Source organism: Pseudofrankia asymbiotica (assembly GCF_001983105.1).
Classification (GTDB): domain Bacteria; phylum Actinomycetota; class Actinomycetes; order Frankiales; family Frankiaceae; genus Pseudofrankia; species Pseudofrankia asymbiotica.
Genome location: NZ_MOMC01000077.1, coordinates 17,592 through 37,299, shown reverse-complemented (window position 1 = coordinate 37,299; position 19,708 = coordinate 17,592). Strand labels below are relative to the sequence as shown.

The window sequence follows — 19,708 nt, the reverse complement described above, 5'->3', positions numbered from 1 at the left end:
CTGTCTTGTCCGCGAGGCTCGGTCAGGCCCGGACGGGGTGCGGGTGGCCAGCTCGTCGCGACGCCGCCGGGCTGGGCACGGCATCTGGCGGCGTCGAGCCTTCCGGCGGGGTGTCGCCAGGGGCTGGCCGACCGGGAGACGGGACGTAGACCCGCCAGAGCTCACCGAGGAAGAACTTGGCGAATCTGGTCAGGCCGGCCAGTCCGTCGAGGCCGGCCGGGTCGGTCCGGAACGTCGTGAGCTGGCGGAGGAAGTCGAGCGGAGGGATCACCAGAATCCCGGCCCCGACGACCCGCGCGTCCGGTTCGGCCAGCGGGTCGACGCCCGGTCCGAGACCGACGTGACCGGCGTAGACCCGGGTGTAGAGGGTCGTGGTGTCGCGCCACAGATGCACCACCCCGTCGTCCTGGATCAGCTTGTGACCCCTGAGGGTGAGCGGATGGCCGGCGGCGTCGGCGAACGGCAGCCGGTAGATCATCCGCCGTTTCCGTGACCCCCGCGGGGCCCCGGCGCCGCCGCCGTCGGAGGCGCCGCCGCCGTCGGCGACGAACAGGTTGAACTCGCCGTCGGCGACCGGCCGCGGACCGCCGAGCGCGTCGCAGTCGACATGACCGTTCGCGACGGCCTGGTGCCGGGGATCCGCTACGAACGCGTCGACGTCGTCGGTTCCGATGGTGAGCCGGAACAACAGCCGCGTCCCGTCGGCCCGGCCCTGCTCGTAGCCTCGTCGCGGGTCGGTCTCGTCGAAGGTGAAGAAGCCGCGCATCGTCTCGGTGAACCGGACGGCGACCGCGTCGGCCCGGCCCCGCGAGCTGACCGGACCGGCCAGCCTCGCCGAACCGGTCCTGCTCGGCCGACCGCTCCCGCTTGCCGGGCCGGCCTTGCCGTTCCCCTTGGCCCTGCTCGCCGGGCCGGTCCTGCCGGTCGTGCTGGCCCTGCCTGCCGGGCCCGTCCCGCCGGTCTTGCTGGTCGTGCTGGCCGGGCCTGTCCTGCTGGTCTTGCTGGTCGTGCTGGCCGGGCCTGTCCTGCTGGTCTTGCTGGTCGTGCTGGCCGGGCCGGTCTTGCCGGTCCTGCCCGTGGTGCTCGCTGGGGCCGACCCGCCGGTCTTGCCGGTTGTGCTGGCCCTGCTTGGCGGGCCGGCCTTGCCGGTCGGGGCAGTCGTGCTGATCGGAGCGGTCCTGCGCCGCGGGCTGGTCGACGCCGGGCGGCCTGTGGTCGTCTGGCCGTTCGTACTGATCGAGCGGGTGGTCACGACATGCTCGCTCTCTGGACGCCGCGCGTCCGTCGGGCCGCCGGTATCGACGGCGTGGTCGGGACCGTGCTGGTCGCGGGGACGCTCAGGGCGTGCTCGGCGAGCCGGTCAGCGAACGCCGCGATGGTCATCGACGGATTCGCGCCGACCGGACCGGGCATCGCGGCACCGTCAGCCACGTACAGCCCGGGATGGCCGAACACCTCGCCATAGCTGTCGACTACCCCGGATTCGACGTCGTCCCCCATCGACGCTCCGCCCAACGGGTGCACCGTCACCACCCGGGACAGCCAGGTCATCGGGTTGTCGACGAACCGGCCGCCGAGCTGCTCGGCCAGGCTCTCCATCGCCTCGCGCAGACCATCGAAGTACGGCCAGTTCCCGGCCGGGTACCCGTCGACCTGTAGGTAGTCGCCGCGCACGGACATGACGCCCAGGGGCAGATCCCGGCCCATGCCGAGCAGCGGCATCGCCCCGGCCGACACCGCACCCGGGCCGAGTAGGTTCCCGATGATGGCGCTGATCCGGCGAGTCGGCGCCCAGCGCAGCCGGGACAGCACCAGGGCCGCGGCGGTGTGAGCGAGCCGGCGCGCCGTGCTGTTCACCTGGGTGGCTTCGAGCAGCCACTCCGCGACGGCCGGATAGCCGGCGTCCTCGATGTAGACCCCGCGTCCGGTCGCGGTCGACGGCGGACGGCCGCCGTTGCCGCCGGTGCCGGTGCCGGTGCCGGTGCCGGCGACGTGGTCGAGGGCGTCGGGCACCCGGACGTAGGACGTGATGACCGGGGCCCTCGACGACCCCAACGGGAGCCCGGGGACGTCGCGGATGAACCCGAGCAGGTCGCCGTTGCCGCAGAACCGCCGGCCGAGCCGCCGGGACAGTCCCGGCAGCGCCGACCGGTTGCGCAGGAGCAGGTAGGTGGTACCGAACGTGCCCGCGGCCAGGACCAGCCTGTCGCACGTGACGATGCGGGTCGGCAGGTCGACGGTGGCCCGGGGCGTGCCGGGGTCGTGCACGACGTAGCCGACCGCGTAGCCTCCGCCGTCGCGCGGCGTGATGGTCCGTACCTCGTGCTGGGTGCGGATGTCGGCGCCGTGTCGCTGGGCCGCCGACAGGTAGTTGTGGTCGAGGGTGTTCTTGCTGCCGAAGTTGCAGCCGAGGTCGCATTCGCCGCACAGCACGCAGGTGATCCGAGGCTTGCCGTGGTAGTTCCCGTAGACCGGGGTGGGGATCGGCGCGCCCGGGATCGGGGGGCCGTCGCCGGCCGCGAACGTCACCGCCAGCGGCGGCTGGTCAGCGCTCCAGCCGAGGGCCTGGCCGGCCTGTTCGAGCAGTTCGGCCCGCCGCGCGGCCTCGTATCCGGGCTCGCCCTGGGGGAAACGCTGCGGGGCGAGCATGCGTTCGACCGCGTCGTAGTGCGGTTCCAGGTCGTCCCGGGTGACGGGCCAGCTCTCGTGGCCCTCGCCGGCGGGGGCGTCCCGCACGAACCAGCGCTCGTCCTTGCGTAGCAGGACGTTGGCGTAGATGAGCGAACCGCCCCCGAGACCGCTCGACACCACCGCCTCGAAATCCCGGAACGACCAGACGTCGAACAGGCCGTGCCGCCCCTTGCTCGGATCCCAGAAGTTGTTGGACATATCTGTCGGTGTCCGGGCGAAAGAACCCGGTGGATAGGACCTGCCGCGTTCCAGCAGAATCACGCGCTGGCCGGCGGCCGCGAAACGGAAAGCGGTGACAGAGCCGCCGAATCCGGAACCGACCACGACGACATCGGCATGCTCGTGTCTGGCAGCCACTGACCCCCCCACGGCATTTCCAGCCCGTCTTGGAACGCCCACCAGGCCTGGCGCTTGCGGGTAGTAAAGCTACTCGAGCGGAGGTACACAAGCGTCGGCCACGGCCATGCGCTATGTCCGCGCGTCGGTTCGGCGACAGTTCTCCGTCGCCTGCCAGGATGAATACCTGGATCGCGGCGTTGTGCCGGGTGCGGTCGAGGAAGCAGCGGAGGGCCCATGCTTGACAGCTACGACGCGGTGGTCGTGGGCAGCGGGTTCGGCGGAGCCGTCGCCGCGTGCCGTCTGGCCCAGGCCGGGCTGGCGGTCGGAGTCCTGGAAAGGGGACGGCGGTACGCCCGTGGTGGGTTTCCGCGGGACTGGCACGACCCGCTGAACGGCTGGGTGTGGCAGCACGGGCAGGGCCTCTTCGACGTCCGTCCCGTCAACGAGGTGACGGTGGTCCAGGGCGCCGCGTACGGCGGGGGGTCCCACCTGTACGCGAATGTGCACCTCCGGGTGCCGTCGGACGGATTCCGGACGGGTTGGCCGGCCGGGTACAGCCGGGCGGCTCTCGACCCGTACTACGACCTCGTGGCCTACATGCTGGATATCACCCCGATCCGGGAGGACCAGCCGCTCGGCCTGCCGCCGAAAACGCGGCTGATGCGCGAGGCCGCCGACCGRCTCGGCCGGTCGGCCCAGTTCTGCTATCCGAACCTCGCGGTGAGCTTCAAGGAGCCGAGACAGGAGCATCTCAACAAGTTCGGGGTCGCGCAGGAGGGCTGCCGGCACTGCGGGGAATGCGACATCGGCTGCAACTACCGGGCGAAGAACACCCTCGACCTCAACTATCTCGCCGTCGCCGAGCAGCGGGGCGCGGACGTCGGTACCCAGTGCGAGGTGCTGCGTCTGGACTACGACGGCGACAGCTACGAGATCCGCTACCGTGATCACGTCGCCAGGCAGGACAGGCGCGTGCGGGCGCCCGCGGTCTTCCTGTGTGCGGGGGCGGTGAACTCCACCGAGCTGCTGCTGCGCTGCCGCGACCAGTACCGGTCCCTGCCCGCGGTCTCCAACAGGCTCGGTCACGGATATTCGGCCAACGGTGACTTCCTCGCCTTCGCCATGGACACGGAAAGCCCGTTCGAGCCGTGGGACGGGCCGACCATCACGACCGGCATCGTGTATGACCGGGGCGCGGGCGAGGACCGCAAGTGGTTCATATTCCAGGAAGGTGGTTTCCCGCGCGAGATCGCCGGCCTGGTACAGGCGCTGGGCCATCGCGGCGGACAGGCCATGGACTCGGCGCGGGTGTGGGAGGACGTCGCGCGTGAGATCCGTGAGCTCGCGGAGAAGAGGATCGCCTCCGAGGGCGTCGTCGCCGCCGACGCCGACAGCGCCGTGTTCCTCGTCATGGGACGGGACCGGGCCGACGGCCGCGTCGAGCTGATGCCCGTCACCCACGACCTGCGGGTGACCTGGGACGTCCCGGGAAACCTCCCGCTCTATGACACCGAGGAGCGATTCTGCGCGGACGTGGCCGAGGCACTCGGCGGGCGGCTCACGCTCAACCCGCTGTGGCAGCGCCTACGGCTGCCGGTCGCCGTCCACAACCTCGGCGGCGCCACGATGGCCGACGACCCCGCCCACGGCGTCGTCGACGGCGGCGGCGAGGTGTTCGGATACCCCGGCCTCCACGTCCTCGACGGTGCCGCGCTTCCCGCCGCGACCGGCGTCAACCCCTCCCACACGATCGCGGCGGTCGCGGAGCGCAATATCGAGGCGGCGATCAGGAAGCTGACGTCCGACCCCACTTGGCGGGCGCCGGAACGGGAGCTCGCCACACCCGTCACGGACCCCGTGTCGGCGCTGGTGATCCCGACCGGCGGGACCGCGCCGCCCAGCAGTCCGGCGGTCGGGCTGCGATTCACCGAGACCATGCGGGGCTACGTGACCCGCGGCACCCCGGCCGTGGGACGACTACCGCGGCGGCGAGGCCGAGGGCCGCCGTGCCGGTACCGCGGCGCGGTTCACGTTGACCATCGCCACCTCGTGCCTCGACGACTTCCTCACCTCCGCGCAGCACCCGGCCGTGGCCGCGGGAACGGTGTACGTCGCGGGATTCACCGGCCCCGCCGGCGCCGCCGTCAGCAACGGTGTGTTCCACCTCTTCAGCCCCGGCGACGGCCCGGACGCCCGCCTGATGCTGTACTCGCTGCCGTTCTTCGGCGCCGACGGCCAGCCCTACCTTCTCGACGGGTTCAAGGACGTACGCGACCACGGCATGTTCGACGTCTGGCCCGCCACCTCCACGCTGTACACGGTCATCCGCGCGGGCCACCAACCCGACGGCGACGTGCTCGCCACCGGCGTTCTCCACATTCTCGTGCCTGATTTCATGCGTCAGCTGACCACGTTCCGTGTCACCGGCACCAAAAACCCGATCCGCCAGGCCGGGACGCTCGCGAGATTCGAGAGGATGTTCGTCGGAAACTTGTGGGACGTCTTCGTCCGCCCCCATATCCCCTGAACACTCTCGGAGGTCACGGTGCTCGTCACGGATTCCATAGCTCCGCCCTACGCGCAGCTTAGGCCGCTCAAACCCAACAAGACCCGGACCTTCCCGGTCTACCCCAAGCTGACGGACATGCTGGCCTCGGCGGCCGTGCACCCGGATCCGGCGCTCGCCTATGTCATGGCGGTGGGCGCCGCGTACGCGTATTCGGACGCCCCGACGATGGCCACGATCATGGCCCGGCTGGGAATGGAGGACAACCACTGCCGCATGATCTCCCAGACGGTCGACGCCATGTTCATCTTCTCGTCTTCGTTCCTGGTGCAGAGCCGAGACGGCCGGGTCGTCGTCCTGTGTTATCGGGGAACATCGCCCGGCAACATCATCGAATGGTTCACGAACATCGACATGCAGCCCGACATGATATCGATACCGCTGCCCGGCGTCGCGCAGGAATACGGCGTCCACGCGGGATATTATCGCAATGTCCGGGCGACTCGGTATGAGGTGATCGCCGCGTTGCGGCGCGCCGTCGAGGGCAAGTCCGTCCTGCCGGGCCGCGGCCGGATGCCCAACCCGCTCGAGGCGCTTTACATCACCGGGCACAGCCTTGGCGGGGCGATGGCGGCGCTGATGGCCGTCATGCTGATGACCGAAACGGACTACGCGCTGATCGCGGCGAGGCTACGCGCCGTCTACACGATCGGGCAGCTCATGGTCGGCACGCCCCAGTTCGCCGACGCCTGCGACGCGCACCCGTTCCTCGGCCGCAACGTGATCCGCTACATCTACCAGCATGACGCGGCGCCGCAGATACCACCGGCCATGTCCGGCAAGTTCAAGCATTTTGGCCAGGAGTACCAGTACCTGGCCCCGGCGGGCTGGCGGCACAACCCGAAACCCATGAAGCAGCTCACCGGGCTGCAGAACCTGCTCGGCGCCCCGCTCACGCTGCTCGCCAACCAGATCCAGGTGTTGCGCAAGCTGCCCTTCCACGCCTCCCTCGACGACCATCTGCCGCAGCACTACGTCTCGGCGCTCACCCCGGCCGGAGTCCGGAGCGAATACGGCGACTGAACCGGTGGGAAAGTCGGCGACGCCGGCCCGCCCGGCCGGGATGTCCGGGAGCGGGACGGACCGGCTCAGCCGTCCGAGGCGCCTGGGGTGGCGATGCTCTGGTCCATCTGCTGGAAGTTCGTGGCGATGGTCTGGAACGTCGTCRCGAACTGGCCGATGCTGGCGATGACCTGCGTCAGCGACGTGTTGAAGGTGTCGTAGTTGGCGCTCAGCACGGGGCTGGACAGGGCCATCCACAGGCCGCCCTGGGGGGTGAGCAGGGAGGCGACCTGCCGCTGCAGCGCGCCCAGCTGGACCTGGATGTCGCCGCCCTGGGTCTGGAGCTGGTTGGCGACCGCGTTCACCTGTCCGTAGTCGACCTGGATATCTGCCACGATTCGGCCTCTCGCTGTCGTCGGTCTGGTCTGGTCGGTGTCGCCGTCGCTGTCGGCTACTTGGCGCCGGACAGCTGGGTGTCCATCGTCTGCAGGCTCGTGACGATGCCGTTGAACTGCGCCGCGAAGCTGTTGATGCTCGTCACCGCGTTCGTCGCGGAGGTGTTGAACGTCTGGTAGTTCTGCGCCAGCACCGGGCTGGACTTCTGCATCCACAGCCCGCCGTCGCTGGTCAGCAGGGCGGTCACCGCGCTCTGCAGCGCGACGAGCTGCGGAACGATGTTCTCGACGGCGCCGTTGAGGCTGCCCGCCACCAGCTGAGCGGCGTCGTAGTTGACACTGATGTCGGCCACTGGGCCTCCTTCGAGGTTTCGAGGTACGGAACGGGAACGGTTCGGGGAACGCGAGCGGGCTACGGCCCGGTCCACTGCAGGTTCGGGTCGCTGTCCGCGGGTTCGGGGGCCGGGGGGTCCACGTGCGCGGACTGGCTCCAGGAGTTCGTGTTCGGGTCGCCGGTGTAGATGTCCTTGCTGCCGTCCGGGTTGGTGACCGTCTTCGTGTAGCCGCCGAACTCGTTGCCGCCGACGACGGTGTTGGTGACGGCGCCGTCCGGGTTGACGTCGCGCTGGGTGTAGGAGCCGTCGGCTCCGCCGGGCATGACCGTCGACGTCGACGTCTTGCCGTCCGAGACGCTGGTGACCGTGTAGGAGCCGTCCGCGTTGTTGTGCTTGTTGAGGGTCATGGTCTCGCCGCCGGCGTAGGTGACCGTGGCGCTGTACTCGGGGGACCCTTTGCCGTCGCCGTAGTCGTAGGTGACCGTCTTGGTGTAGCTCTGGCCGTCCGAGGTGGTGACGGTCGTCGTCTGCGTCAGGACCCGGCCCTGGTCGTCGTAGGTCACCTGGGTGCCCGGCGCGGGGTTCCCCGACGGCTTGTCCGCCGGCTTCGGCGGCGGTGGCTGGTCGTCCGGCCAGGTCCCGTCGGCCTTGCGTCTCAGGTAGTCGTCGTAGGCCGCCCGCTGCGACTGCCAGTCGCCGCCGGCCATCTGCGCCAGGGTGTCCAGGCCGCTGGACTTCAGGTCCGCGTCGACGTTGAAGTACGCGTCGGCGATGCCGCCGAACAGGTTGGACAGCTGGTCGAGCGCGTCGAGCGCGTCACTGAACGGTCCCTGCGTGGCCCGGTAGAAGGCGAGGAGGGCGCCGTACAGGTATGGGTCGCCAACGTGCCCGGTGCTCACCGGTCCGGCCTCGCTGGGGACCGTCATGCCACCCGACAGGCGCAGGTCGGACTCGACGTTCGTACGCAGTGTCTTCATGTTGCCTGCGAGCCGGTGCAGCAGCGAGTAGTCGATGACCAGGTCTGGAGGGCCACTGCCCCCGCCGTCCGCCGGCCGGCTCATGGCGAGCCACCCGCCCGCGAGGCCCGAGTCAGTCGCCGACGCCGATCGGAGGCCGGCACATCCCGCAGCCGCATGTGGCCCGTCCCCTCCTCGCGCGGTGCCCGGCCCGCGCCAACCGCCATTCAATACAACGCGGGCGATACCGCCGAGGTTCATCGACCGAGGTTCATCAGAAATTCGATCAATCTCCGCCGAACCGGTCATGTTGACCATTGAGGGTGGAGGTTCGCGGCGCGGGAGCGGCGTCGCGAACCGGATCCAACCCGAGGATCCAGGGCGGGATCCTGGCCGCCCTGGTCGCGGGCGGCCTCGGTCCGAGGCGGTGGGGAGGCGCGGGTGGGCGGACGGCCGGTTGACTGGTCGCGGCTCCACCTGGATCGGGATCCGACGCCGGGTGATCCGGACGCGCTTGTGGGCGTCGCGGACTTCATGTGGAAGATGCGCTGGCAGGCCACGACCGTTCACGACCAGTTGACGAGTGTCGTCGCGAGCACGGGCGATGGCGCGTTCGTCGGGAAGACCGCGGACTATCTGCGGGACACGGTCAACGGGGCTATCCGCAATTTCATCGCCGGTGTGCACAGTGCGTTCGAGCAGGCGGAGCCGGCTGTTCGTGGTTATGTCCGGGCGATGCGGGACGCGCAGGGTCGTGCGGACGCGGCGCACTCGCGGGCCGAGGGACTGACGCCGGACGATCCGGCGCTCGCGGGGCTGCGCACGGACGCCATCAACGCGCAGGCGGACCTGGGCAAGGCGGCGTCGGCGGCGACGGAGACGATCCGGGCGGCCGCGCGGGCGATCGTCTCGCCGAAGACGGGCTGTGAGCAGTTCTGGGACGCGTTCAACGAGGTCGCGATCGTCATCACGCTGGTCGCGATCGTCGTCGGCGGCCCGCTGGGCCTGCTCGCGTTCGCGCTCAACGCCGTGCTCGCCGTCAAGGCCGTCGTCGACTACGCCACCGGCAAGACGGACGGCTGGGGTCTGCTGTTCGGCCTGCTGATGGCGGTGGCGCCGACGACGAAGCCGCTGATGGCGCTCAAGACCTGGAAGGCCCTCGGCGAGGGTGTGCTGGGGCTGGTGAAGGGCGCGGGCAAGGTGGCCATCACCGCCTGGGACTTCTCCCGGGCGATGACGCTGCCGATCGTGATGGGCAGGGCGTGGGACGTCGTCGCCGTGCTCGGCAAGGCGGCCGACGCCTCCTGGGTGCTCGCCCTGCGCGGCTTCGTCACCCTCGTCGAGCTGCCGAAGACGCTGATGGCCCTGCACCCCTGGCAGGCACTGACGGCGATGCGCCCGTGGCAGAGCCTGAAGGCGGGTTTCGGCAACCAGTTCCTCCATGGGAAGTGGCTGCGGATCTTCACGCCGCTGGAGGCCAACGAGATCGGGGTCTACGGCCTGCGGGGCGCGTTCAAGCTGTCGGTCCTGGGACGCGGGCTGCGCATACCGGAGTACCTGAACCCGGCCCACTACGTCGTCGACGGCATCGCGGGCGGGGCCCACGTCGTCGGTGGCCTCGGCGCCCACCCGCCGTCCGGTGTCTACTCGCCGTCCACCGGCCTCCTGCCGTTCGGTGGGCATCCGCTGTTCGGCGGGCACGGCCCGGTCGGTCTGTCGGGAGCCGCCGCGATGGATCATGGGCTGTTCCTGCCCGGCAGCCACGCGTTCGGTTCCAGCAGCCCGCTCGGTTCCACCGGTCTGTTCGGCGCGTCCGGCCACGGGCTCAACTTCGAACCGGGCCTGTCTGGACTGTTCGAACCGGCCGGCGCGTCCGCCGCGTACACGACCAGCGCCTCCGGCCTGATCCTGCCGCACGCCGGCATGACGGGCGGGTTCATGGGCCTGGTGGACCAGGCCGGGGTCCCGATGGCCGCCGGCGCCGGCGGGCTCGCCGCCGCCGGAGCGCTGCCCGCCCACGCGGGCGCGCTGTCGGCGTTCGCGCCGGCGCACATGGCCCGGGCGACCGGGATGGTCGACCTGCTCGGCTCCACCCGGGTGGCGGGGCACCTGGGTGACTCGCTGGCCGGCTTCCGGCCGGTCGAGCAGCGCGCGATCCTGACGGGCGACGTGCCCGTCGCCGTGACCCGGAGCGGGGGTGACCGCGTCGCGTTCACCTTCACCGACGCCGAACCGGCGACGTCGGCCGCGCACACCGCCGCCACGGACTCGCGGCTGTCGGCACCTGGCTCGACCGCCCACGCCGAGCCCCCTCGGTCCTCCCCGGTCGACACGGCGGCGTCGCGGCCGCCGGCGGCCACCGCGCCCGGGCCGCGAGGCTCGGCGGTGAGCCGGGAGATCACCGTGGACGGCGCCGAGGTGCGGATCGGCCCGGCCGGCACCCGTGACGTCCAGGGCCTGCCCGGCGCGCACGGGGGGACCGTCCCCGCCGGCGAGCTCGACCGGGCTCACGGCGATCCGGCCGCGGCCCGGACGGCGTCCGCGCCGTCACCGGGTACGCCGACCGGCGAGCGCGCGCTCGCCGACCATGGGCTCACCGAGCACGGGCTCGCCGAGCCGGCGGCGCGCGCGCCGGGTGGCTCGCTCGACGAGGCCGGGACGGTCGGGTCGGCCGGGGCCTCGCACCGGGTGGACTCGGCCAGCGCGGGCCGAGGGGAGGCCGGTCTCGACGCCGCGGCGCGCCGCCCGGAGACCGCCGGCGCCGCCGCTGCGCCCCGCGGCGCCGAGACGGCCGCCACCACGGGGGCCGGCGCCTCAGACCTCGTCGGCGTCCCGGTCCGCCCGGAGTTCCGGGCGCCGAGCGGAGCCGACCTGCCAGAGCGGTCCATGACGGCCGCGAACACGGCCGCGGCTGACGGCTGGCATCCGCAACCCCAGCAGCAGCACCGGGCGGCGCCCGCGACGGGGGACGGCCGTCCCGGCGAGGCGGCGGACGCCGTGGCGGCGCACCAGCGGGCCGCCGCGCAGGTCACCCAGGCGCACACCGCCTTCGACACGGCGCTGGTCACCGGCGCGCACGACCCGGACGCGCTCCTCGACGCGCTGGTCGGCAGGCGCGCCGCCGAGGCCCGCCTGGCCCAGGCCGAGTCCGACCTGACGGCGCTGGGCCGCGGCGCGGACGGGGCCCCGGATTCGGGCGCCGGCGAAGCGATCCCGCGCGGCCACGCCGACCTCGGTCTGCCGCGGGACGACTTCGCCGTCGTGCGCGACCACGACGGGTACCGCGTCACCGACGTCTCCGGCGGCCCGCACGACGGCGACTACCGGGTGCACAGCCTCGACGGTGGGCTCGCCCGCGAACGGGTGAGCTGGCTGGGCCGTCGGGGCCGCCCCGACGGCACCTGGTTCGACATCGACCACCAGGCCGGGCGCTGGACCCGCCTCGACGCGCACGGCGACCAGCTCGTCGGCGAGAACGGCCGGGCGGCGTACGGCTCCCAGGGCTTCGTGGACCGTGGCCGCCAGGGCGAGCTCATCCTCCGGGGAGACGCCGACGCCGACCGGACGGTCTTCTACGTCCGCGCCTCGCTTCCCGATCACTGGGAGGGGGAGGTGGCGCACAGCCGCTGGCTGGAGCTGTTCGGCGAGCGCGGTGGCCGTCTCGGCGACGTCAGCGGGCGGCTGCACTGGCTCGAGTGGGAACGAGCGGGGGATGTGCAGCGCATCTCCCCGGAGCGGCTCCCCGGCGCCCAGCGGCGCCTCGACGAGCTGCTGCGCGGCGGCGACCTGCGGCAGATCCGCGAGTCGATGCGCCCCGAGGACTTCGTGCGCCCCGGCGGGCTGGCGCGCCCCGGCGAGCTGTACTACGGCGAGCTGGGAGGTCGCCTGGTCGATCGCGGCATGCGCGTGGAGAGCGGCATCGACGGCATGTGGTCGGACGTCGACGGCCTCGGCCGGAAGGTCCGCTCCTACGTCGAGACGCACGACGGCGGCATCGTCCGCGCGGACAGCGGCTCGCGCGAACACTGGTACACGCGGAGGCAGTGGTTCTGGACCCGCTACCAGGACGGCATCGAGGTCATGGACGGGCGGCGCTACTGGACCTGGGGCGGCTGGGCCGACCGGCACGCCGACTCGGGGGCGTTCGCTCAGCGGTACTTCGGCTGGGCGAACTCGCCCAGGAACGCGTTCCACTACCTCGAGCACGACCTGACCATCGACCACTCGGTCTACAGCATGGCCCGCGACCACCGGGTCGGCGACGCGTACACCCGGTACTCGGCGCGGGGCTCGATGACCGAGCGGCTGGAGTTCGTGGCCGGGGGCCACGAGCTGGAGATCCGGCACGTCGCCGAGTGGCGGCCGCCCAGCGGCACGGGCACGACCCCGGAGCAGCTGGAGCGGCAGGCCGACCGGCTCGTCGCCCGGGCCACCGGCGGGATCCGGCACCAGACGGTGGATTTCCCGAGCGCGGCCTGGCTGCGCGGCGACGGCAGCTTCCAGGTGTTCCGCTGGACGGAGCGGCCCGCCGGCGGCGAGGCCCTCGCCAGCGGCGTCCGGGTCGTCGGGCCCGACGGGTCGTTCTCGGACTTCATCGGCGGCCATCTCGTGCGCGGAACGCACCGGCTGGGCGACGGCCACCTCCTGGAGATCGGCCGCGACGCCGACGGCCGGTGGGCGTCGGTCCTCGACGGCTGGAGCGACGACGGCGGCCGCGCGCCGCTGCGCTGGCGTGAGCTCGACGGCGAGACGGAGCTGGCGACGGGCCAGCGGCACTTCGCCGGCGACGGCCGCCACTGGGTCGACACGGCGACCGAACCCGGGCCGGCCGGCGAGCGCACAGTGGTCGTCCGCCACACCACGGGCGACGGCGACGTCGTCACCTACGCCCACGGGGACCGGCCCCGGTACGAGCCGCCCTCCACCGGAACCCACCCCGGAACCCACCCCGGGCCGCATCCTCAGGACCCCCGCGCGGTCTCCGTCACCCGCGACCCGATGGGCCAGGTCGTCGCCCGCACCGACCACTGGGCGGTGGACGACGGGCTGTCGATGGTCCGGGGGCACGGCGAGCCTCGCCAGGGCGACTGGAGGTGGGAGGCCGACGGCGCGACCGGTCCGCGGGTCAGCGGACGCGGCGAGCGGTGGACGGGCGCCTGGGACGAGTCCTACCGCGACTATGTCGCCGGCGCCGACGGCGAGCTCCGCCTGGTCCGCGACCTGCGCTCGCTGGAGGACGGGTCCACGCTGCGGGCCTACCGCGAGGCGGACGGCACCTGGCGCTCGGCGCGGTTCGGCGCCGACGGCGTCGCGGAGTCCGGGCGGGTGGCCACCCGCCAGTGGAGGCGGGCCGACGACGGTCTCGCGCCGGGCGACCGCTGGGCGACCGACGCGCCCTCGGGCCGGGCGGCGGCCGACTGGCGCGACGTCGTGGCGACGGAGGACGGCCTGGTGGTCGTCCGCGAGTCCGCCGACGGCCGCGTCCTGGAGTACAGCTGGCACGAGCGGGAGACTCTGGACGACCTGCTCAACCCAGAGGCGCGGCGTTCCGTGGAACGCGGCCTGCCCCGACCGGTCGACGCGCCGTCCGGATGGGGCGAGTGGCGCGAGCACGACCTGGGCACGGTGCTGCGCGAACGCCGGGAGACAGAGCCGGGCGTGTTCCGGGAGACGGAGCACGGGCACGGCCAGTGGCGGGAGACCGACCCCGACGGGAGACTGCTGCGCTACCGGTCGATGACCGGGCGGATCTGGGACCGTGACCCGTTCGGGCGGTCGCGGATCGTCGGCCGCGAGCCCGGCCCGTCCGGCCCGTCCGGTGGGCTCCCGGGCCGGGGTCCGTCCCCGGCGGGCCCGGGCCGTGGGCAGCTGCTCGCGACGGACGGGCTGATAGGCGAGTTCGTCCCGGCCTCGACGCGCGTCGAGCGGATGCGGGCGGCCCGCGACTGGGCCCAGGAGTTCTTCCCACGCATGGAGGCGATGCGCGGCGACGCCGGCGCGGTGCAGCTCGACGCCCTGTTCGACCTGCGCGACGGCCTGTTCGACCTGCGCGACGCGCTGCTGCGCCGGCGCGCGGCGGCACTGGGCCACCCGAGGGCCCCGCACCTCGACCCGGCCGCGCGCCCCGAACCCCTCCGGCACCTCACGCCGGCGCCGGCGACCCATGGCTCGGTGCCGGGGGAGGCGCATGGCCCGGCGCCGGCCGGCGGGCACGGTTCGAGGCCCGGACAGGCGCACAGCCAGCCCTCGTCCGGCGGCCATGGCTCGACGTCCGCGCATGCTCCGGGGGCAGGCGCGGGGCACCCGCCGACCTCGGCGCACCCCTCGGCGCCAGGCGGGACGCATCCCTCGGCGCCGGGCGGGGCGCACGGCTCGGCACCGGGCGGGGCGCATCCCTCGGTACCGGCCGGGGCGCACGGCTCGGCCTCCGCGCCGGGGCACGCCACGGCGTCGGCCAGCGCACGCGGCTCCACGGGACCGGCCATGGCCGGCGCCGGCCACACACCCCGTGGGCCCCTGCGCGCGTTCGGCGACGGGCACATCCGCGAGTACCCGGACCCGGGCGGCGGCGCGTCGACGCCGCGCTACCACGACGGCAACGGCCGGCCGGTCGACAAGGTCGACGTCACGCGGGACGGCGACCGGTACCGCGTGACCGACAGGACCGGCGGTCCTCACGACGGTGACGTCCGGGTCTACGACCGCGGCGGTCAGCTGGAGTCCGAGCGGGTGCGCTGGCTCGACCGCCGTGGCCGCCCGGACGGCACCCGGTTCGAGATCGACCACGGTGCCGGGACGTGGACGCGGGTCGACGAGCACGGCGTGCGGCTGGTCGGGCCGAGTGGCGACGTCGCCTACGGCGCCGAGGGCGTGATCGCGCGCGGCCGGGCCGGGGAGCTCGTCCTCGCCGGAAGGGACGGGACGACGTTCTACATCCGTGCGACGCTGCCCGCCGACAGGGGGCTCGGTAACCGCTACCTCGAGCTGTTCGCCGAGCGCGGCGGCCACGTCGGCGACGTCAGCGGGCGGCTGCACTGGCTGCAGTGGGACCGGCTCGGTAACGGGCTGTTCGGCGACCTGGCCGGCCGGGGCATGCGCCGGTTCGACGAGATCGACGGCATGTGGTGGGATGTCAACCCGTTCGGCCTCAAGGTGCGCGAGTACCTGCACATGTCCGACGGCGGCATCGTGCGCGCCGACCGGCACCCCGGCGAGGGCTGGCGCTGGCACCGGTACGACCGTGCCGGCAGCGAGGTGCTCTCGGGAGAGCGCGTCCGGCACTGGCACGGTCGGCTGGGTGACTGGGTCGACCACGTGGACGGATCCGACCAGGTCGCGCAGCGGTACCGCTACTTCATGCACCGCACGCGCGACGCCTTCCACTACGTCGAGCACGACCTGGACAGCGCAGGCCACCTGCGCGACACGTACACCCAGTTCTCCCCGCAGAACAAGGAGACCGCGTCCCTCGAACGGCTGGCGAACGGCAACGGCCTTCAGCTCACCCGCTTCACCGAGCAGCGCCCGCCCCACCAGCTGTGGAAGACGCCGGAGAGCCTCGGCGGCCGGGGCAGCAGGACGGTCTCGCGGMTCTCCTGGTTCGGCCACTACGGCGCGGTCGACTTCCCGAACACCGGCTTCCTGCGCGGGGACAGCCGTTTCCAGGTGTACCGCTGGACGGAGCGGCTGCCAGGCGGCGACCGTCTCGTCGTCGACGAGCGGGCCGCCACCGGCGTGCGCACCGTCCGGCCGGACGGGTCGTTCTCGGACTACACCGTCGACGGCTACTTCGTCCGTGGCACGCTCAAGCTGGACAACGGTCACACGGTGGAGATCGGCCGCCGGGCCGACGGCACCTGGGAGTCCGTCGCCGGCGGTGTCCCCGGCGAGGGCGGCCGCACGCTGAGCTGGCGCCAGCTCGACGGGAACAAGAACGTCGTGGCGACCGGCGAGCGACACTTCGCCGAGCGGGGCCACCACTGGGTCGACACGGCGACGGAGCGCGGGCCGGGTGGCGACCGCACGGTCGTGGTCCGCCACACCGCGGCCGACAACGGCGACGTCGTCACCTACGCCCCCGGCGGCCGGCCGGCCCACGATCCGTCGCGTCTCGTGGACGGCAGGCCCCTCCCGCGCGACGCCGGCGCGGTCTCGGTCACCCACGACACGATGGGCCAGGTCGTGGCCAGGTCCGACGCCTGGCCTGGCGGGGGCGGTCATGCCGTCGTGGGCGGGCACGGCGACCCGCGAAAGGCCGACTGGGCGTGGGAGCACGCCGACGGGACGGCGGGGCTGCGGGTGAGCGGCCGGGCCGAGCGCTGGACCGGCGCCTGGGATGACTCGTACCGCGACTTCACCGTCGGCGCCGACGGCAGCCTCCAGCTGGTCCGCGACCTGCGCTCGCTCGACGCGGGCACGACGCTGCGGGCCTACCGCGACGACGCCGGCGTCTGGCACTCGGCGCGCTACGACGCCGACGGGGCCGAGGTCGCCAACTCCGCCGCCACCCGCCAGTTCCGGCCGCCGGGCTCCCCGGACCCGTCGGTGCCCTGGCCCACCGAGGCGCCGGCGGGCCGCGCCGCGGCCGACTGGCGCGACGTCGACGCGAACGGGCGGGTGCTTCGGGAGTCGGCCGGCGGCCGCGTCCGCGAGTACGTCACACCCCGGCCGCTCGACATGCCGTCCGGCTGGGGGGAGTGGCGCGAGTTCGACCTGGGCGCGGTGCTCCGCCGGCGGGTCGAGCTCGCGGACCGGCCGGGGATCTTCCGGGAGACCGAGAGCTTCCACCAGCAGTGGCGGGAGACCGACGCCAGCGGGAAGCTGCTGCGCCATCGCTCGCTGAGTGGGCGGGTCTATGAGCGTGACCCCCTGGGGCGGCGCCGGATGATGGGCGGCGAGCCGACGGAGATCGTCGGTCGGGAGATCGACTTCCGTGGCGCGACCAACGAGTTCCGCGGCGTGAACCGTTACCTGCGGGAGGCGAACCGCCGCCAGTTCCTCGCGACGGACGGGCTCGCCGGTGAGTTCATGTCGGTCCGGCGGCGGGTGTGGACGAAGCTGGGGCTCGACTGGGCGCAGGAGTTCACCGTCGACCTCGCGGCCCGCACCGTCTCCCAGGAGATCTACTTCCAGGCCACCGAGCACCGGGACCTGACCTGGGAGGAGTTCCTGCGCGGCGGCCTCCTGGGCGCGGGCCTCAACAGCGTGCTCAAGGGCGGCGTGTTGGCGCTGCACGAACCCGGGCCGCTCAAGGGATACCGCGACGGCCTGGCCAACGTCGACGGCGGCAAGCACTACACCCGCAACCCGTACAACCAGGACAAGAACTGGTCGAACGAGTGGGCCGGCAACGAGAACCCGCCGCGCTGGCGGACCCTCACCTACGACTACTCGACGTCGACGCTGCTCGCGAGCCCGGCCATCTCGTTCCTGGCCAACACCGGCGTCGCCCTGGTGACGTCGAACGGCGACGTCAGCCAGTCCCTGCGGGAGGGCGGGGCCTACGCCCTGAGCTCGCTCGCGGTCGGCGGCACGATCGGCTTCGCGCGCACCGGCGCCCACGCTTACTCCTCCGGCCGGTTCTTCCACCGCGGTGGCCTGGCCGACATCGGCTTCATCCTGGGGGAGCGCACCTTCGAGCGCCTCGCCGGCCGCTACCTCTACGACCGGTACCTCGACCCGACCCCGAAGCCCGCCACAACGCCGACGCCTGTCCCGACTCCCACGTCGAGCTCGACACCGACACCGACGCCCACGTCGAGCCCGGCCCCGACACCCACGGTGAGTCCAACCCCGACGTCGAGCCCAGGTGCGACGCCCACGTCGAGCCCAGCCCCGACGTCGCCCTCGCCGACTCCCACGTCCGGCGCCACGCCCGGGTCCAGCACCTCCCCGACGGCACCGTCCCCGCCTGGCGCGACCCCGACGACGAGCCCCACGTCGGCGCCTTCCGGCCGGCCGCACCCGGTGATCCGGCCCATCGTGGCCGACGCCGGGGGCGGCGACCCGCACGTGGAGGCCGCGCTCGCGCTACTGGCGTGACCGGTGGAGTGCCCGGGAAGGGCGAGCGCCCGCGCGGCGGGTTCCGCGCCGACTGTCGCCCTTCCCTGGACTCTCCCCACCGCGACCACCTCGGCGCCCCAGTGGACAGCCCTCGCCGTTCTTGATCGGTGATTGGGCCCTGTGGTGGTCGTGCGCGGGGCTCGATCGCGACCACCACAGGGCCCTAACGCCGATCATGACCGGGCCAGGGTGTGACGGACGACGGCGGCGACCTGGTCGGGGCGGGTCAGGACGTCCGACCAGGTGAAGMGCAGGATCGTCCAACCCAGGCGGGACAGGGCGTTCTGACGTTCGCGGTCGTGGTGTAGCGGCCGCGGGTCGCCGGCGTGGTCACCGTGGAACGCGGCACCGTCCGCCTCGACGAGCAGTCGATGTGCCGGATAGGCAAGATCCGCGCGAGCGACGAACCGCCCGCTCTCGTCGGTGATKGCATGTTGCACCATGGGCGGCCTGAGCCCATGGTCACGCAGAAGAAGGCGCAGGTGGCTTTCGAGCGCGGACTCCGCGCGGGCGTCGACCTCCGCGAGCCATCGGAATCGGGCTGCCGCGCCATGTCGACCCAACAGGTGCGCCGCCACCTCCGTCACCTGGCGGAACCTGTGATCATGTGTGGCGGCGTCCAGCAGCGCGACCGCCTCCGGCCTATTCCAGGCGAGGACAAGATCGGCGAGCGTGCGCGCCACCGACGTGAGCGGAAGCCCGCGGCGCCGCCAGACCTGCGTGTCCGCGGGAGAACCCGAGTGCAGAACGATGCCTGGGGCAACGGTCCGCGCCACAGATCCGGTGATGAGAAGATGTATCGGTTCCGAGGGGGACAGCGGAGGAAGCGCACGCAGGTCGAGCAGCCTCGCGGCGGTGATGCCGCATACGACGGCTTCTGGCCGACGGACCAGCGCCGCGTGCACCCGACCGAAGAACGGGTCGGCGCCCGCGACAAGATACGTGCCCGGGAACGGCCGGGACCAGGCACCAGCCCGCACGAGCTGCCGCACCTGGCCTCGCGTCAGCCCCGCGCCCAGCGCCTGCTCATAGGTGATCATGCCGTCCTGCCACCCGGCTACCCGCAGCGCCGCCGCCACCCCCGAATACCTCCGAACCGGCCGACCTTCCCCACCACCCTCCACACCACCACCTCCCATGCCACCGCCACCCCGCACCACCACACCCGACTCGCCCACAGCACCCACCGCGACAGCTCCGGCGCCTCTGTGGACAGCCCGCAACCGTTCTTGATCGGCGATTGGGCCCTGCGGTGGTCGTAGATCCGGTCCCGACACGACCACGGGAGGGCACAACCGGCGATCACCTGGGTGCGCGGCGGGAGTGTCCAGGGATGAGGGAGACGCCGCGCGAAACCCACCG

At 72.7% G+C, this 19,708-nt stretch carries 9 protein-coding genes; 3 read left to right on the top strand and 6 right to left on the bottom strand.

The window, feature by feature from the left end:
* Nucleotides 1–22: 22 nt before the first annotated feature.
* Both BL253_RS40665 and BL253_RS32095 read right to left on the bottom strand, forming a co-directional pair.
* Nucleotides 23–1,252, bottom strand: a complete 1,230-nt coding sequence (locus BL253_RS40665) for a collagen-like domain-containing protein (protein WP_076821112.1) — start codon at nucleotides 1,250–1,252, stop codon at nucleotides 23–25.
* Nucleotides 1,249–3,015, bottom strand: a complete 1,767-nt coding sequence (locus BL253_RS32095; protein ID WP_241835328.1) for a GMC family oxidoreductase — start codon at nucleotides 3,013–3,015, stop codon at nucleotides 1,249–1,251. Before BL253_RS32095 ends, BL253_RS40665 begins: the two co-directional genes overlap by 4 nt.
* Nucleotides 3,016–3,264: 249 nt before the next feature.
* Between BL253_RS32095 and BL253_RS32090 the strand changes: the two genes are divergently transcribed.
* Nucleotides 3,265–5,421 carry a GMC oxidoreductase gene (locus BL253_RS32090; RefSeq protein WP_198946488.1) on the top strand — a complete coding sequence of 719 codons (2,157 nt, stop codon included), beginning with the start codon at nucleotides 3,265–3,267 and terminating at the stop codon, nucleotides 5,419–5,421.
* Nucleotides 5,422–5,575: 154 nt separating this feature from the next.
* Nucleotides 5,576–6,619, top strand: coding sequence for a lipase family protein (locus BL253_RS32085; protein ID WP_076821111.1), 1,044 nt, complete (start codon nucleotides 5,576–5,578; stop codon nucleotides 6,617–6,619).
* A gap of 65 nt (nucleotides 6,620–6,684) precedes the next feature.
* On the opposite strand, the gene BL253_RS32080 is transcribed toward BL253_RS32085, so the two are convergent.
* Genes BL253_RS32080 through BL253_RS32070 form a run of 3 tightly spaced genes read right to left on the bottom strand, consistent with a single transcriptional unit; the run spans nucleotide 6,685 to nucleotide 8,389 of the window.
* Nucleotides 6,685–6,993, bottom strand: coding sequence for a WXG100 family type VII secretion target (locus tag BL253_RS32080; protein WP_076821109.1), 309 nt, complete (start codon nucleotides 6,991–6,993; stop codon nucleotides 6,685–6,687).
* 56 nt (nucleotides 6,994–7,049) lie between these two features.
* A complete protein-coding gene (locus BL253_RS32075) occupies nucleotides 7,050–7,346 on the bottom strand; it encodes a hypothetical protein (RefSeq protein WP_076821107.1) in 297 nt (98 codons plus the stop codon).
* 59 nt (nucleotides 7,347–7,405) lie between these two features.
* Entirely contained in the window at nucleotides 7,406–8,389 is a 984-nt protein-coding gene (locus BL253_RS32070) for a hypothetical protein (RefSeq protein WP_076821106.1), read from the bottom strand.
* 336 nt (nucleotides 8,390–8,725) lie between these two features.
* On the opposite strand from BL253_RS32070, the gene BL253_RS32065 reads away from it, so the two are divergent.
* On the top strand, nucleotides 8,726–18,325 hold the full coding sequence (locus BL253_RS32065) for a hypothetical protein (RefSeq protein WP_131831620.1): 9,600 nt from the start codon (nucleotides 8,726–8,728) through the stop codon (nucleotides 18,323–18,325).
* Between the two features lie 194 nt (nucleotides 18,326–18,519).
* Here BL253_RS32065 and BL253_RS32060 read toward each other — a convergent pair whose 3' ends face one another.
* Complete coding sequence (locus tag BL253_RS32060; RefSeq protein WP_241835325.1) at nucleotides 18,520–19,425, bottom strand: type IV toxin-antitoxin system AbiEi family antitoxin domain-containing protein; 906 nt, start codon at nucleotides 19,423–19,425, stop codon at nucleotides 18,520–18,522.
* Nucleotides 19,426–19,708 lie beyond the last annotated feature (283 nt).

Bases quoted from the DNA above. Each gene is read 5' to 3' on its own strand.
- BL253_RS32070 (WP_076821106.1), bottom strand. From the start codon at position 8,389: ATGAGCCGGCCGGCGGACGGCGGGGGCAGTGGCCCTCCAGACCTGGTC.